This is a genomic window from Acinetobacter sp. AOR12_HL, from assembly GCF_027855275.1.
Lineage (GTDB): Bacteria > Pseudomonadota > Gammaproteobacteria > Pseudomonadales > Moraxellaceae > Acinetobacter > Acinetobacter baumannii.
In genome coordinates this window covers 252,593-267,560 of sequence record NZ_JAKTIJ010000005.1, presented here as the reverse complement: position 1 = coordinate 267,560, position 14,968 = coordinate 252,593, and the positions used below count along the sequence as shown (strand labels likewise).

Below are 14,968 nucleotides of genomic sequence, written 5' to 3'. Positions count from 1 at the left end.
GCATAAATAGTGTTTCATTCATTGAATTGTCTGCACTGTTATAGCACACATATTGTCTAGTTTTCGTTGCAATAGAAAAATTTCTGTTTTTCAGCCGTATAAGCTGTTTTAACATTAATAAAGCATGTCTGGATATACATACTTTAGTAAAATCAATCTCTCGGCTAGAGAGAATGTCTATTACAAAACATGACAGTTATTCGAAGGGTGATCGAGTAAATGCATATAAAACTAGAGAAAGCATTTTTGTTGTTTCTATATACAAAGTCAAGAATAAAGAAAAGGTTTTTCCATAAAAAAATTTAGCTGCTGCTTTTTTAATCTAATATTAAATCGTGAATTTACTCTTCTTAGCTCATTATTTATTAAAAATTCATTATTTTTATATAAAACGATCCATTCTAAATTGCTTATTTATAAAGTTTATTTAAATATAATCAGTTTACATTGGGGAAGAACTGACATGAATTTATCTTATTTAAAAACAAGCCTGTATACAGCCGTTACAACAGCAATTTTACTTTTCTCGAGTCAAAGTCAGGCACAGCAATATTATAAATGGATGGATCAAAGTGGCTCGACACATTACACCACGACGCCACCACCTAAAGGAGCGAAACATTTGAACAAAGTTTCGACTTACGGCAGTCAACCATTGTTGAAAAATCCAACATCAAACTCAGAACAACCATCTCAGGATAAAGATAAAGTCGTGCAAGAAGTAACTAACGTAGCAGTGGAAAAAGGTGCACCTGCTGTCCCGGTCCCACCTGCCCCGTCTGTATCGGCACCAAGATAATTAAAATGAGAGTGGTGAATATTTTTACCACTCTTCGATCATTTAAAATAAACAAGAATAGATTGGGAAATTTTATAGCGCAGATTAAAAGATAAAATCCTGCTCTAAAAACTGACATTTTCCTCTATTTTGCGCTATGCTGTGCAGCAATCTTTCATTTCAATTTTCGTTGTATAGCTTACGTCTATGACTATTTCTCACATTGACCCAGAATATCAAGCAAACACGATTGAACCATCAGTCCAACAAGATTGGGAAAATCGTAAAGTCTTTAAAGTTGCCGACACTGTCGAAGGTAAACATCGCTACATCCTGTCAATGTTCCCTTACCCAAGTGGCAAACTGCACATGGGTCATGTGCGTAACTATACCATTGGCGATGTAATTAGCCGTTTTTACCGTTTAAAAGGCGAAACCGTATTACAACCTATGGGTTGGGATGCATTTGGTTTACCAGCGGAAAACGCTGCAATTGCCCATAAAGTTGCTCCGGCAAAATGGACATTTGAAAACATCGCTTACATGCGTGACCAATTAAAAAAATTAGGTCTATCTGTAGATTGGGATCGTGAATTTGCAACGTGTACACCAGAGTACTATCACTGGGAACAATGGTTGTTCGTTCAGCTTTATAAAAAAGGTTTAATCTACCGTAAACTTTCAACAGTAAACTGGGACCCGGTTGACCAAACAGTTTTGGCAAACGAACAAGTTGAAAATGGTCGTGGCTGGCGTTCAGGTGCATTGGTTGAAAAACGCGATATTCCAATGTACTACTTCCGTATTACGGACTATGCACAAGAATTATTAGACGACCTAGACACTCTACAAGACGGCTGGCCTCAACAAGTGTTGACCATGCAGCGTAACTGGATTGGTCGTTCTACAGGTATGGAAATTACCTTCCCATCTGCCAATACTGAAATTTATGCTGACGGCTTAACTGTTTATACAACACGTGCCGACACACTTATGGGTGTGACGTACGTTGCCGTTGCAGCAGAACACCCTCTTGCGCTTAAAGCTGCTGAAAATAACCCTGAATTGGCTGCATTTATTGAAGAATGCCGCATGGGTTCAGTTGCAGAAGCTGACTTGGCTACAGCCGAGAAGAAAGGTATGGCAACAGGTTTATTTGTAAAACACCCTGTAACTGGCGAAGAGCTCCCTGTCTGGATTGCGAACTACGTATTAATGTCTTACGGTTCTGGCGCAGTGATGGCTGTACCAGCACATGACGAACGTGACTTCGAATTTGCTAACAAGTTCAACTTGCCAATTAAGCAAGTCATTGATGCCAAAGGTGCTGACGATGCAGACTACTCTGCTACCGAGTGGCAAGAATGGTACGGTTCTAAAGAAGGTAAACTTGTTAACTCTGGCGAGTTTGACGGTCTAGAATTCCAAGCTGCATTTGATGCATTCCTTGCGAAATTAGAACCACAAGGTTTAGCAAATTCTAAAGTTCAATTCCGTTTACGTGACTGGGGTGTTTCTCGTCAACGTTACTGGGGTTGCCCAATTCCAATGATTAACTGTGATACTTGTGGTCAAGTCACAGTTCCTGAAGATCAACTTCCGGTTGTATTACCAACTGACGTTGTTCCAGATGGTTCAGGTAATCCACTAAATAAAATGCCTGAATTCTATGAAACGAAATGTCCTTGCTGTGGTGGCGATGCACGTCGTGAAACAGATACATTGGACACATTTGTAGAATCATCTTGGTACTACGCACGCTATGCATCTCCAGACTTTACTGGCGGTATGGTAAAACCTGAAGCAGCTAAAAACTGGCTTCCTGTAAACCAATATATTGGTGGTGTTGAACACGCGATTCTTCACTTACTTTATGCACGCTTCTTCCACAAATTAATGCGTGATGAAGGTGTTGTACAAGGTAATGAGCCATTTACCAACTTGTTAACTCAAGGCATGGTGCTTGCAGATACTTTCTATCGTGAAGCAGAAAATGGTAAGAAAACTTGGTTTAACCCTGCTGACATCGAATTAGAACGTGATGAGAAAGGCCGCATCATTTCTGCAAAATATTCAGGTGATGGTCAAGAAGTGATTATCGGCGGACAAGAAAAAATGTCTAAGTCGAAAAATAACGGTATTGACCCACAAGCCATTATTGATCAATACGGCGCAGATACAGCTCGTGTATTTATGATGTTTGCTGCACCACCAGATCAATCTTTAGAATGGTCTGATGCAGGTGTTGAAGGTGCAAACCGTTTCTTGAAACGTGTATGGCGTCTGGCAGCAAGTTTCCTTGAAAAAGGAAACTCTGCAACAGCAATTGATAAAGCAAACTTGTCTAAAGATGCTCAAGATTTACGTCGTAAGACACACGAAACCATTCAAAAAGTAAGTGATGATATTGAGCGTCGTCATGCGTTCAATACTGCAATTGCTGCATTGATGGAATTGTTAAATGCAAGCAATAAGTTTGAAGCAAAAGATGACAATGACGTTGCTGTAGAACGTGAAGCAATCACCACATTGTTAACGTTACTTGCTCCATTTGCTCCGCATTTAAGCCAGACTTTATTGGCTCAGTTTGGTACGGACTTAACAGAAGCAACTTTCCCTGAAGTTGATGCTTCTGCATTAACCCGCAATACTCAAACGATTGTTGTACAAGTAAATGGTAAACTTCGCGGTAAACTTGAAGTTTCTGTTGATATTTCTAAAGATGAGTTATTAGCTCAAGCGAAAGCATTACCAGAAGTTCAGCAGTTCTTAACAGGACCAACCAAAAAAGAGATTGTGGTTCCAAACAAATTGGTTAACCTCGTGGTTTAATTACAGGTATTAATGAGAGGATCAAGCATGCACTTAGCCCAACGTTTAGCCGCTGTTGTTTTAACCTTAGGCCTTAGTGCAGGCTTAGTCGGGTGTGGTTTCCATTTAAAAGGAACCAACCCGACTGCGACTCCACTTGTTTATAAAAAATTAAGCCTTGAGTTACCGGCAAAAACCGATGACCTTGAAACACAATTAAAAGTGTATTTAACGGCAAATGGTGTTCAACTCAGCAATGACAACGACGCCTATGTTCTTCGTGTTTTAGAATACACGCCTCGTCGTCAGCTTCTAAATGGTAAACTTACAGAAGTATTATTACGCTTGACTGTAACTTTCCAAATCGAAGACCGTCAAGGTAATAAAATTACAGAGCCGCGTACTTTAACCGCAGCTCGTAGTTATCAATATGATTTGGCAACGGTCAACACTGAGAACCAGCAAGAGAGTTACTTGCAACGTATTGTAATTGATGACCTTGCACAGCAAATTACTCGTCAAATTTCAGCCAATCGCTTACCAAAAGCTCAACCATAGACGTATCTTTTCTTAAGTAATGAAACTTGACTATTTACAAGCCCTCAAACGCATTCCGGAAGCTCGGGGTGCGTGGATCCTGCATGGACAGGAACCTTTATTAGAACAAAATTTACTCGATACTTTCCGCAAAAGCTGGCAGCAACAAGACATTGAAAGACAGCGCTACGATATTAGTAGTGTAAGTGACTGGAAAAATGTCTTTAATGCACTGAACAGCCTATCTTTATTTTCTCAGCAACTTGCGATTGAAGTTCACGGCAATATCAAGCCCGATGCCAATGGTTTAAAACAGCTAAAAAGTTATATCCAGCATAATGAAACTAACCTGCTGTTAATTGTTTTACCCAAACAAGACAGTAGCAGCTTAAAATCTGCTTTTTTCCAAGTTGTTGAAGCGAACGGTGTGGTTGTTGCCCTTACTGCTAACTATCCGCAAGACCGTCAACGAATATTAGCCGCTGAGGCTGAGAAGTTAGAAATTCAACTCGACAATGATGCTTGGCAGTGGCTCATGCAGCATCATGAGCATAACCTGCTCGCTGCTAAAAATAGCTTGATGCGGGTAAGAGATACTTTTCCAGACCAGAAACTAATTCAAATTGAACAGTTATATGCATGTCTACAAGATCAGTCTCGTTACACCACTTACGATTTAAGCGATGCGTTATTAGAAGGTAATCTTGCTCAGTCCATTAAGATCTTTCAATATTTAATCGGTTCCGGTGAACCGGAAAGCTTAATCTTATGGACATTAAGTAAAGAAATGCGTTTATTAATGCAGTTGTTTGAACAACCACATAATGCATTACAACTGGGTATATGGAAAACAAAAGTTAGCTTATACCAACAAGCATTAAGAAGACTCAATCCACAGCAATTTTTGGGATGGTCTGCTCTACTTTTACAAATTGATGCCGCAATTAAAGGCATGTCAAATGAGAATGCCCAACATTTAATGCAACAAGCCATTGCCGAGCTGTGTGGAAAAACATTATTTATACATTAGGGCAGCCAAATCATTTGCCTGCTTTATTGAAATATCATAAAAATTCACGTTTTATCCTCATTTGACTCTTATACTAAGTTAAATTTTAGACTTTTCGACCTCTCGCCATGCCAAAAATAAAGCCAATTAAACTCGTAATTATTGTCGTCTGTATCGCCATTATTGCTGTCTTAGCTTGGAAATTCTTAAAGCCTAAACAACAGCAGCCTCAATATATTACAGCAGAGGTAACTCGCGGGGATATTGAGAATAATGTACTTGCAACCGGTACACTTGATGCAACCAAGCTCATTAGTGTGGGTGCTCAGGTATCTGGTCAGGTTAAAAAGATGTATGTGCAGCTTGGTGATCAAGTAAAACAAGGTCAACTTATTGCACAAATTGACTCGACCACCCAAGAAAACAGTTTAAAAACATCTGATGCTAATATTAAAAATTTAGAGGCACAGCGTCTTCAGCAAATCGCTTCTTTAAACGAGAAACAACTCGAATATCGTCGTCAACAACAAATGTATGCTCAAGATGCAACACCTCGTGCAGATTTAGAGTCGGCTGAAGCTGCTTATAAAACAGCTCAGGCACAAGTTAAAGCATTAGATGCACAAATTGAGTCTGCAAAAATAACGCGTTCAACAGCACAAACCAATATTGGCTATACACGTATTGTTGCGCCAACTGATGGTACGGTTGTTGCGATTGTGACTGAAGAAGGCCAAACGGTAAACGCAAACCAAAGTGCTCCTACTATCGTCAAAATTGCAAAACTTCAAAATATGACGATTAAAGCACAGGTGAGTGAAGCCGATATTATGAAAGTGGAAAAAGGTCAGCAGGTCTATTTCACGACCTTAGGTGATGAAACCAAGCGCTATGCAACCTTACGTCAAATCGAACCTGCTCCAGATTCGATCTCTAGTGAATCAAACAGCACCACAAGTTCAACAACCAGCTCAGCTGTTTACTACAACGCTTTATTTGATGTTCCAAATACGGACGGCAAATTGCGTATTGATATGACTGCACAAGTTTATATCGTATTAAATTCAGCAAAAAATGCCTTATTGGTTCCATCTTCTGCGTTAAGTAGCAAACAATTTTCTGGCCAAAGAAAACAGGGGCAATCGGCAGATAAAGCAAGTTCTACTCCAAGTGCAGAACGCAAACATCAAGGTAATGGTGTTCGTTTAGAACGCTTAAATTTGACTCCTGAACAAAAACAACTTATTGAACAAGGCAAAGCAACACTGAGTGTAGTTCGAGTTTTACAAGCAGATGGTACGACTAAACCAACACAAATTTTGGTAGGTATTAATAACCGTGTAAATGCACAAGTACTTGCCGGATTAAAACAAGGTGACCAAGTTGTAATTGCCGATAGTTCAGAAAACTCTGCAGCTTCTGCAAACAGTGGTAATAACCGTCGCCGTAGCGGTCCAATGGGAATGTAAGCATGACAAAACAAGCTTTGCTTGAAGTCAGCAATCTGGTCCGGGAATTCCCTGCTGGCGAAAGCACGATTCAAATTTTAAAAGGCATTGACCTGACCATTTATGAGGGTGAGCTGGTTGCTATTGTCGGCCAGTCCGGCTCTGGGAAATCAACACTCATGAATATTTTGGGCTGTCTGGACCGCCCAACAAGTGGTAGTTATAAGGTTAATGGTCAAGAAACCGGTAAGCTAGAGCCCGACCAGTTAGCGCAGTTACGCCGTGAATATTTTGGCTTTATTTTCCAGCGCTATCATTTACTGGGTGACTTATCAGCTGAAGGTAACGTTGAGGTTCCAGCTGTTTATGCTGGTGTTACTCCAGCAGACCGTAAACAGCGAGCTACTGCCCTGCTCACGGAGTTAGGTTTAGGTACTAAAACGCAAAACCGACCAAGCCAGCTTTCAGGTGGTCAACAGCAACGTGTATCAATTGCACGTGCCTTAATGAATGGCGGCGATGTGATCTTGGCCGATGAACCAACAGGTGCACTCGATTCACATAGCGGCGTTGAAGTGATGCGAATTTTGCGTGAACTCAACGCGGCTGGCCATACGATTATTTTGGTAACGCACGATATGCAAGTTGCAAAGAATGCAACGCGTATTATCGAGATTAGTGATGGGGAAATTATTAGTGACCGTCCTAACGTTCCAGACCAGTCTTTAGAAGAAGTTAAATCTGATCCAGATGCAGCACCTGCTTTACAAAATAAGCAGAAAAAAGGCAAAAGTATTTCGGCTTGGCGATCAACCCTAGATCGCTTATCCGAAGCCTTTCAAATGGCTTTACTGTCCATGAATGCCCACCGCATGCGTACTTTCTTAACCATGCTGGGGATCATTATTGGTATTGCCTCTGTGGTAACGGTGGTCGCACTGGGTAATGGCTCTCAACAACAGATTTTGAGCAACATTAGCAGTTTAGGCACCAACACAATTACGGTATTCCAAGGTCGTGGTTTTGGTGATAACTCCAAGACAGCCAATTTTAAAACGCTAGTTCCTGCCGATGCCGATGCATTAATGACACAGCCTTATGTCAGTGCAGTCAGCCCGATGGTCAGTACATCCAAGACTATGCGCTATCAACAAAATGAAGCAAATGCGACTATTAACGGCGTAAGTAACGATTATTTCGATGTAAAAGGTCTAGTTTTTAAAGACGGCCAAACCTTTGATCAACGAAGTGTCCGCGACCGCTCACAAGATGTGGTGATTGATACCAATACGCAAAAACAATTCTTTAGCGATGGTACTAACCCAATCGGGCAAGTCGTGTTACTTGGTAGCGTACCAGCTCGTATTATCGGCATTGTAGAACCTCAGACCAGCGGAATGGGTTCGGATGACACGCTGAATGTATATATGCCTTATACCACGGTCATGAGCCGTATGTTAGGGCAAGCGCATGTCCGTAATATTGTCGTACGTATTAATGATAAATACTCGACCAGTGCGGCTGAAAACGCCATCGTTAACTTATTAACCCAGCGCCACGGTGCCCAAGATATTTTCACCATGAACAGTGACAGTATCCGACAAACCATTGAGAAAACCACAAGTACTATGACTCTCTTAGTATCAGCAATTGCTGTAATTTCTCTGGTAGTTGGTGGTATCGGTGTAATGAATATTATGCTGGTTTCGGTGACTGAACGTACGCAAGAAATTGGTGTGCGTATGGCTGTGGGTGCTCGACAAAGTGATATTTTGCAGCAGTTCCTGATTGAAGCAATTTTAGTATGTTTGATTGGTGGTGTACTTGGCGTACTGCTATCACTTGGCTTAGGACAACTGATTAATAAGTTTGCCGGTGGCAACTTTGCTGTCGCCTATTCAACCACATCAATTGTTGCTGCGTTTGTGTGTTCAACATTGATTGGTGTCGTATTCGGCTTCTTACCTGCCAAGAATGCAGCAAAACTTGACCCTGTTGCAGCACTATCACGAGAATAAGGAAAATTGCATGTCTTTTTCTATGACTAAACTTAGCGCAGCACTTCTCCTCACTAGTTCTCTTGTGGGATGTGCCGCTGTAGTAAAAACACCTTACCAAGCACCAGCTGTACAAGTTCCAGGCAGTTTTCAGTACGATAAGGCTAAAGCTAAAACAGCATCGGTTGAGCAATATTCTGACCATTGGTGGACATTGTTTGGAGATGCACAGCTCAACCAACTCGTAACTAATGTATTAGAGCGCAATAGTGATTTGGCTGTTGCGGGAATCACACTCAAGCAAGCACGCTTGCAAGCTGATTTAACCGCGAATAAACAAGGCTTACGGACCAGCTCTAGTGTTTCTACAGGACATTCTTTCGACTTAAATTCGGGCGATGACAGCGCGAAAGGTTTATCAATGAGTGCTGGGGTGAGCTATGAACTTGATTTGTTTGGCAAGCTTGCTCGTCAAACTGAAGCAAGTAAATGGGAAGCCTTAGCAACCGAACAAGATCTTCAAGCTACTGGTCAAAGTCTGATTGCCACTACTGCGAAACTCTACTGGCAACTCGGCTATTTAAATGAACGTTATGCAACTGCGCAGCAAAGCTTAGCCACTTCACAAAAGCTTTATCAATTGGTTCAAACTCAGTATAAAGCAGGTGCAGTTTCAGGATTAGACCTTACGCAAGCCGAGCAGTCTGTTCAAAGCCAAAAAGCAAGTTTAAGCCAAATTGAGCAACAGCTTGTTGAAACGCGTACAGCCATTGCTGTGTTATTGCATGAGCCAGTACAGCAACTCAATATTCAAGAGCCACAGCGTTTACCTCGTACAGCGCTGCCTGCTATTGGTGCGGGTTTACCAGCGGATATTTTGTCACGTCGCCCAGACTTGCAAGCAGCTGAGCTTCGCTTGAGAAAAGCACTAGCAACCAAAGATGCGACTAAAGCAAGCTACTATCCGTCAATTAGCTTAACCAGTAGTTTAGGTTCAAGCAGTACATCTTTAACAGAGTTATTACGTAACCCTGCCCTTACGCTTGGAGCGAGTTTAAGCTTACCGTTTTTGCAATATAACGATATGAAAAAAGATATCGCGATTAGCAACCTAGATTATGAAAAAGCGATTATTCAATATCGCCAAACGCTTTATCAGGCTTTTGCTGATGTAGAAAACGCGTTATCAAGCCGCACAGAACTCGACAAACAAGTAGCGTTACAAGAGCGTAATGTCGAACTTGCAGAAAAAACTGAACGTTTAACTGAAGTCCGCTACCGTTATGGCGCTGTTGCGTTAAAAACACTTCTTGATGCACAGCAAACTACACGTACTGCGCGCTTGAGTCTTGTTGAAACCAAACAAAGCCAATACAACGCTTATGTCACCCTTATGCAGGCATTAGGTGGTTCGCCTGTAAAAGAACTGCCGCAATAACTTGCGCCCAGTAAAAAAGCCGTAGTCCTTCAACTACGGCTTTTTTTATGTCTGAATAAATCTTAAGACTTATTCATCATCCATCATAGATTGGCTCATACCTACAGTATTGAAACCAGCATCTACATATAGAATTTCACCAGTAATACCTGAAGCCCAAGGTGAGCATAGGAATAAAGCTGCGTTACCCACTTCTTCAATGGTTACGTTACGCTTTAACGGCGCAACTTTTTCGTTAGCATCTAGCATTTTACGGAAAGATTTAATACCAGAAGCAGCCAAAGTACGGATTGGACCCGCAGAAATCGCGTTTACACGGATACCGTCAACACCAAGGCTTGATGCTAAATAGCGAACACCAGCTTCTAAAGAAGCTTTTGCCATACCCATTACGTTGTAGTTAGGCATAACGCGCTCAGAACCTTGATAAGTCAAAGTTAATAAACAACCTTGGCGAGCTTGTAATAAAGGTTTTGCAGCACGTGCCATTGCAACAAAGCTGTATGCACTAATGTCATGAGCAATTTTAAAACCGTCACGGTCAGTCACGTCAGTGAAGTCACCGTCAAGCGTGTGTGCAGGTGCAAAGCCGATTGAGTGCACAACACCGTCTACACCGTCCCAATGTTTTGCAAGTTCCGCAAATGCATTATCAATTTCAGCATCAATGGCAACATCACATGGAAACACAAGCTTAGAACCGAATTGCTCAGCAAACTCATCTACACGTTTTTTTAATTTTTCGTTTGGATAAGTAAATGCAAGCTCAGCACCTTCACGGTGTAATGCTTGTGCAATACCATAAGCAATTGATAATTTACTAGCAACGCCTGCAATCAAAAAGCGTTTACCTGCTAAAAGTCCTTGTGTCATGCCGATCTCACTCAAAACAATTTTCAGCATAATGCCAATATTCAACGTTTTTCGAAATTGCATAATGCATCTTTTTTCAAAAATCGCACGAAAAAAAATCGCTCCGATTTAGGAGCGACTTTTTACCAACTCATTTTTAGTCGTCAGACAATAAGCCAAGTAAACGTAAGAAAGAGATATACATCCATACTAAAGTTGCAAGTAAGGCAATACCACACAACCATTCCATGAATTTTGGTGCACGATATGCTGCATTGGTTTCGATCAAATCAAAATCTAAAATTAGGTTCAGTGAAGCAATCACTGCAACAAAAGCAGCAAAACCAATACCTAACCAGTTGCTTTCAAAAATATAAGGAATGCTTGATCCAAACGCTAAACGCATCACCATCTGCACGATAAATACAATAAAGATCGCCAAAGATGCAGAGATTACAACTGACTTGAACTTTTCAGTTGCGCGTATGATTTGAAACTTATATAGACCAAACATCACCAAAGTCGTGACGAAAGTTGCCAATAAAGCTTGAAGAGGAACACCTGGGTATTTCAACTGGAAAGTAAAAGAAATACCACCTAAGAAAGCCCCTTCAAATAAAGCATAAGGAATTGCTAAAGTTGGTGCAGTTGTTGGTTTAAAGGTTGTAATTAAAGCTAAAACCAAGCCGCCAATTGCACCCACAATTGAAGCCGCATAAGCAATACCAACATTTGCAGTAAAGGCTGCATAGAAAAATAAAGCGACACCCACTGCAGCAGCAATGATGGTCAACATAACAGATTTTTGAATCGCACCTTGCACGGTCATCGGTTGACTATAGTCACTGACCGTTTCAACGCGTGTCAGTATCGGGTTATTACTTTGCATAAATGCTCTCTTTTTATAATAAATAAACTTAAAACATCATTTTAAGCAAAATGAATATGAAAGCCAAATTCCCACTTAGCATTATTGTAACAATGTCCTTTAAACAATAAAAAAGGGAGCTTTCGCCCCCTTTTCTTCTTACTTGAATAACCTAATCAATCTTTACCGTCAGTATTCATAATGAAGAAGTATTCGCGGTAATACTTAAGCTCAGAAATAGAATCACGAATGTCATCCATCGCCAAATGTGATGCATTTTTTTTCAGGCCACTCATAATTTCAGGACGCCAGCGTTTTGAGAGTTCTTTTACTGTAGATACGTCAAGATTACGGTAGTGGAAATACTGTTCTAGTTCAGGCATAAGACGATGTAAGAAACGGCGATCCTGACAAATCGAGTTACCACACATTGGTGAAACTTTTGGATTTACCCATTTTTTTAGGAATTCTAAAGTCTGTAACTCAGCATCACGAGCGGTCAATTTACTACGACGAACTCGTTCAATTAAACCTGACTGGCCGTGCTGACGCGTATTCCACTCATCCATTGCATTTAAAATACGATCAGGTTGATGAATAGCCAAAACCGGACCTTCGGCAAGTACGTTTAAATGATCATCTGTAATAATTGTTGCAATTTCAATAATCTGGTCGTTGTCGGTATCTAAACCTGTCATTTCCAGATCAATCCAAATTAATCGTGTATTTAAAGTACTGCTCATGAATGTACGTTCTAAAGTGCCGTAAAAACATCAATAGTAGCAAATTTCTTGCTTCTGCGCTGTAATTCCATACCAGCTTCGTGCTATTTTTGCGGTCTTCAAACAATGGTTTTTTTGGGATATGAATGGCTCTAATTCGTAAGCGTCGTTTAACTGAGCAACAGCAACGTCGTATTGAAAAACAGCATAAAACTCGCCAAGAAGAAGTCGATACTTCACACGATCTAGATGGGCTGGTTGTACAGCACTATGGACGTCAACTTGAAGTACAGGCACTTTCTGTACCCGATCATCACCCAGAAAAACCGCAAGTCGCTGAAGGCGAACCAGAACCGTTTTGGAAACCGATTGAATTAAATAGCGTTTGGCGCTGTCACACCCGTACAAACCTTGAATTACTGGTCACTGGTGACCGAGTGAAGTGGCAAGCTGACCCTAATACGGGTTTAGGGATTATTACCGCAATTCATCCACGTACTTCATTACTTACACGCCCGGATCGCTATCACAAAGTAAAACCTGTAGCTGCGAATATCAGCTTAATCGTTATTGTTTTTGCCCCACTGCCAGAACCGGCACCTACTTTGATTGACCGTTACTTAGTGGCATGTGCAGATGCGAATATTCCGGCTCTTTTAGTGCTTAATAAATCAGATTTACTCACTGAAAATGACCCGATTCTCGACATGCTCAAAGAGTATGAAAATTTAGGCTATGAAGTCATGATTTGCCATTCTAAAGGTGATATCTCAGCATTGTCTCAGCGTCTTGATGGCGAGACAGTAGCTTTTGTAGGTCAGTCAGGGGTTGGGAAAAGCTCACTTATTAATGTGCTCATTCCAGATGCTGAACAAAAAACCAATATCATTTCTGGAAACTCAGCACTTGGACAGCACACCACAACTTCTACACGTTTAATCAACTTTGGTAAAAATGGCGCCTTGATTGATTCACCGGGAATTCGCGAGTTTGGGCTTTGGCATCTCGATTTAGATAAAATTCGTATGGGCTTCCCTGAAATCGAAGCACATTTAGGTTCGTGTCAGTTCCGTAATTGCACTCATACTCATGAAAAGAACTGTGGCTTAAAACAGGCTGTTGAAGCAGGTGAAATTTTACCACGCCGCCTAGACAGCTTTTTACGTTTAATCGATGAGATTCAAGAAGCGCAGCAAAAAAACTAATTTTCTGCCCCATTTGCCCTTGAAGTGGTGATTTTGATCACCATCTATATACGCTATACTCTAGGTCAATTTTGTTTTTAATTTTTTTAGGTGACTTGTGGAACGCTGGTTAGAGTTTATGGGGAATCACCCCATTTTGTTTGGTACACTCGGAGTCTTGATCGTATTGTTCTTCATTTTTGAAGGTCAACGTAACGGTCGTAAAATTTCTCCACAGTCGCTTGGTATTTTAGTGAAAGCGAAAAATGCTCTTTTGATTGACTTACGCGATAGCAAAGACTTCCGCGAAGGTCACATTAGTGGTAGCCGCAATATTCCTTATAGTCAAATTGCAAGTCATGCTGATGAATTAAAAGCAAGTGACCGTCCATTGGTATTTATTTGCAACCTAGGGCAAGTTGCTGGTAGCGCTTTACAGAAAGTCGCTCACCATGACAGCTATCGCCTTGATGGTGGTATCAGTAACTGGAAAGCTCAAGGCTTACCTCTCGTTAAAAGCAAACCAAAAGCTTAAGGAGAATTGTTATGGCAGCAAATGTCATTGTTTACTCAACTTCTGTATGCCCGTACTGCGTTCGCGCGAAACAATTACTTGAGCGTAAAGGTGTTGCTTACAAAGAAGTAAATCTTTCTGTTGAAGCGCCAGAAGTACGTGCTGAATTAATGCAACGTACAAATCATCGTACTGTTCCACAAATTTTTATTAATGATCAGTTTATCGGTGGTTTTGACCAACTTTATGCTTTAGAGCGTGAAGGTAAACTCGACGAATTATTGGCTTAACATCGCATCCATATTAAGGAAAAAACAATGAGCGAAGAACAACAAGTTCAACCACAATTAGCTTTAGAGCGTATTTATACAAAAGATATTTCTTTTGAGGTTCCAGGGGCACAAGTTTTCACTAAACAATGGCAACCTGAACTTAACATCAATCTTTCTTCAGCTGCTGAAAAGATTGACCCAACTCACTTTGAAGTATCTTTAAAAGTTGTGGTTCAAGCCAATAACGACAATGAAACAGCGTTCATCGTAGATGTAACTCAATCTGGTATTTTCTTAATCGATAATATCGAAGAAGACCGTTTACCTTACATTTTGGGTGCATACTGCCCGAACATTTTGTTCCCGTTCTTACGTGAAGCGGTAAACGACCTAGTAACAAAAGGTAGCTTCCCACAGTTACTTCTTACTCCAATCAACTTTGATGCAGAGTTCGAAGCAAATATGCAACGTGCTCAAGCTGCTGCTGTTGAAGGTCAAGCTTAATTTTATAGCTTACCCTAAACTCAAAAAACCGCGT

Annotated in this window: 14 protein-coding genes; 11 read left to right on the top strand and 3 right to left on the bottom strand. The window is 40.9% G+C overall.

The features are described from left to right. The first annotated feature begins 463 nt into the window (after positions 1-463). The 7 genes from MKL36_RS02320 (at position 464) to adeC (ending at position 10,018) form a co-directional block, all read left to right on the top strand. Positions 464-799: a DUF4124 domain-containing protein gene (locus MKL36_RS02320; protein ID WP_021510541.1), complete on the top strand. Its 336-nt coding sequence runs from the start codon at positions 464-466 to the stop codon at positions 797-799. A gap of 186 nt (positions 800-985) precedes the next feature. Beyond that, complete coding sequence (gene leuS, locus MKL36_RS02315; protein ID WP_000155770.1) at positions 986-3,610, top strand: leucine--tRNA ligase; 2,625 nt, start codon at positions 986-988, stop codon at positions 3,608-3,610. Between the two features lie 27 nt (positions 3,611-3,637). Next, positions 3,638-4,147 (top strand): LPS-assembly lipoprotein LptE, encoded by a 510-nt coding sequence (locus MKL36_RS02310; protein WP_000549819.1) that lies wholly within the window; start codon positions 3,638-3,640, stop codon positions 4,145-4,147. A gap of 19 nt (positions 4,148-4,166) precedes the next feature. Then, positions 4,167-5,156, top strand: a complete 990-nt coding sequence (holA, locus tag MKL36_RS02305) for a DNA polymerase III subunit delta (protein ID WP_000762831.1) — start codon at positions 4,167-4,169, stop codon at positions 5,154-5,156. A gap of 107 nt (positions 5,157-5,263) precedes the next feature. Then, positions 5,264-6,604 (top strand): MacA family efflux pump subunit, encoded by a 1,341-nt coding sequence (locus MKL36_RS02300; protein ID WP_001124214.1) that lies wholly within the window; start codon positions 5,264-5,266, stop codon positions 6,602-6,604. Between the two features lie 2 nt (positions 6,605-6,606). Then, complete coding sequence (locus tag MKL36_RS02295) at positions 6,607-8,601, top strand: MacB family efflux pump subunit (protein WP_000165905.1); 1,995 nt, start codon at positions 6,607-6,609, stop codon at positions 8,599-8,601. 22 nt (positions 8,602-8,623) lie between these two features. Further along, complete coding sequence (gene adeC / locus MKL36_RS02290; protein ID WP_161795023.1) at positions 8,624-10,018, top strand: AdeC/AdeK/OprM family multidrug efflux complex outer membrane factor; 1,395 nt, start codon at positions 8,624-8,626, stop codon at positions 10,016-10,018. Positions 10,019-10,087: 69 nt separating this feature from the next. Here the strand turns inward: adeC and MKL36_RS02285 are convergent, their stop codons facing one another. From MKL36_RS02285 to orn, 3 genes are all read right to left on the bottom strand, one after another. Then, positions 10,088-10,891 carry an enoyl-ACP reductase FabI gene (locus MKL36_RS02285; protein WP_031945516.1) on the bottom strand — a complete coding sequence of 268 codons (804 nt, stop codon included), beginning with the start codon at positions 10,889-10,891 and terminating at the stop codon, positions 10,088-10,090. 136 nt (positions 10,892-11,027) lie between these two features. Further along, positions 11,028-11,759: a Bax inhibitor-1/YccA family protein gene (locus MKL36_RS02280; protein WP_001191562.1), complete on the bottom strand. Its 732-nt coding sequence runs from the start codon at positions 11,757-11,759 to the stop codon at positions 11,028-11,030. Positions 11,760-11,914: 155 nt separating this feature from the next. Then, positions 11,915-12,481, bottom strand: coding sequence for an oligoribonuclease (gene orn / locus MKL36_RS02275; RefSeq protein WP_000099436.1), 567 nt, complete (start codon positions 12,479-12,481; stop codon positions 11,915-11,917). Between the two features lie 125 nt (positions 12,482-12,606). Between orn and rsgA the strand changes: the two genes are divergently transcribed. The 4 genes from rsgA to secB all read left to right on the top strand — a co-directional run bounded on the left by rsgA (position 12,607) and on the right by secB (position 14,934). Further along, complete coding sequence (gene rsgA, locus MKL36_RS02270; protein WP_021510539.1) at positions 12,607-13,665, top strand: ribosome small subunit-dependent GTPase A; 1,059 nt, start codon at positions 12,607-12,609, stop codon at positions 13,663-13,665. 97 nt (positions 13,666-13,762) lie between these two features. Continuing rightward, a complete protein-coding gene (locus tag MKL36_RS02265; RefSeq protein ID WP_000443006.1) occupies positions 13,763-14,179 on the top strand; it encodes a rhodanese-like domain-containing protein in 417 nt (138 codons plus the stop codon). 11 nt (positions 14,180-14,190) lie between these two features. Next, positions 14,191-14,448 (top strand): glutaredoxin 3, encoded by a 258-nt coding sequence (gene grxC / locus MKL36_RS02260; RefSeq protein ID WP_000729828.1) that lies wholly within the window; start codon positions 14,191-14,193, stop codon positions 14,446-14,448. 27 nt (positions 14,449-14,475) lie between these two features. Then, a complete protein-coding gene (gene secB / locus MKL36_RS02255; protein WP_001288260.1) occupies positions 14,476-14,934 on the top strand; it encodes a protein-export chaperone SecB in 459 nt (152 codons plus the stop codon). Positions 14,935-14,968 lie beyond the last annotated feature (34 nt).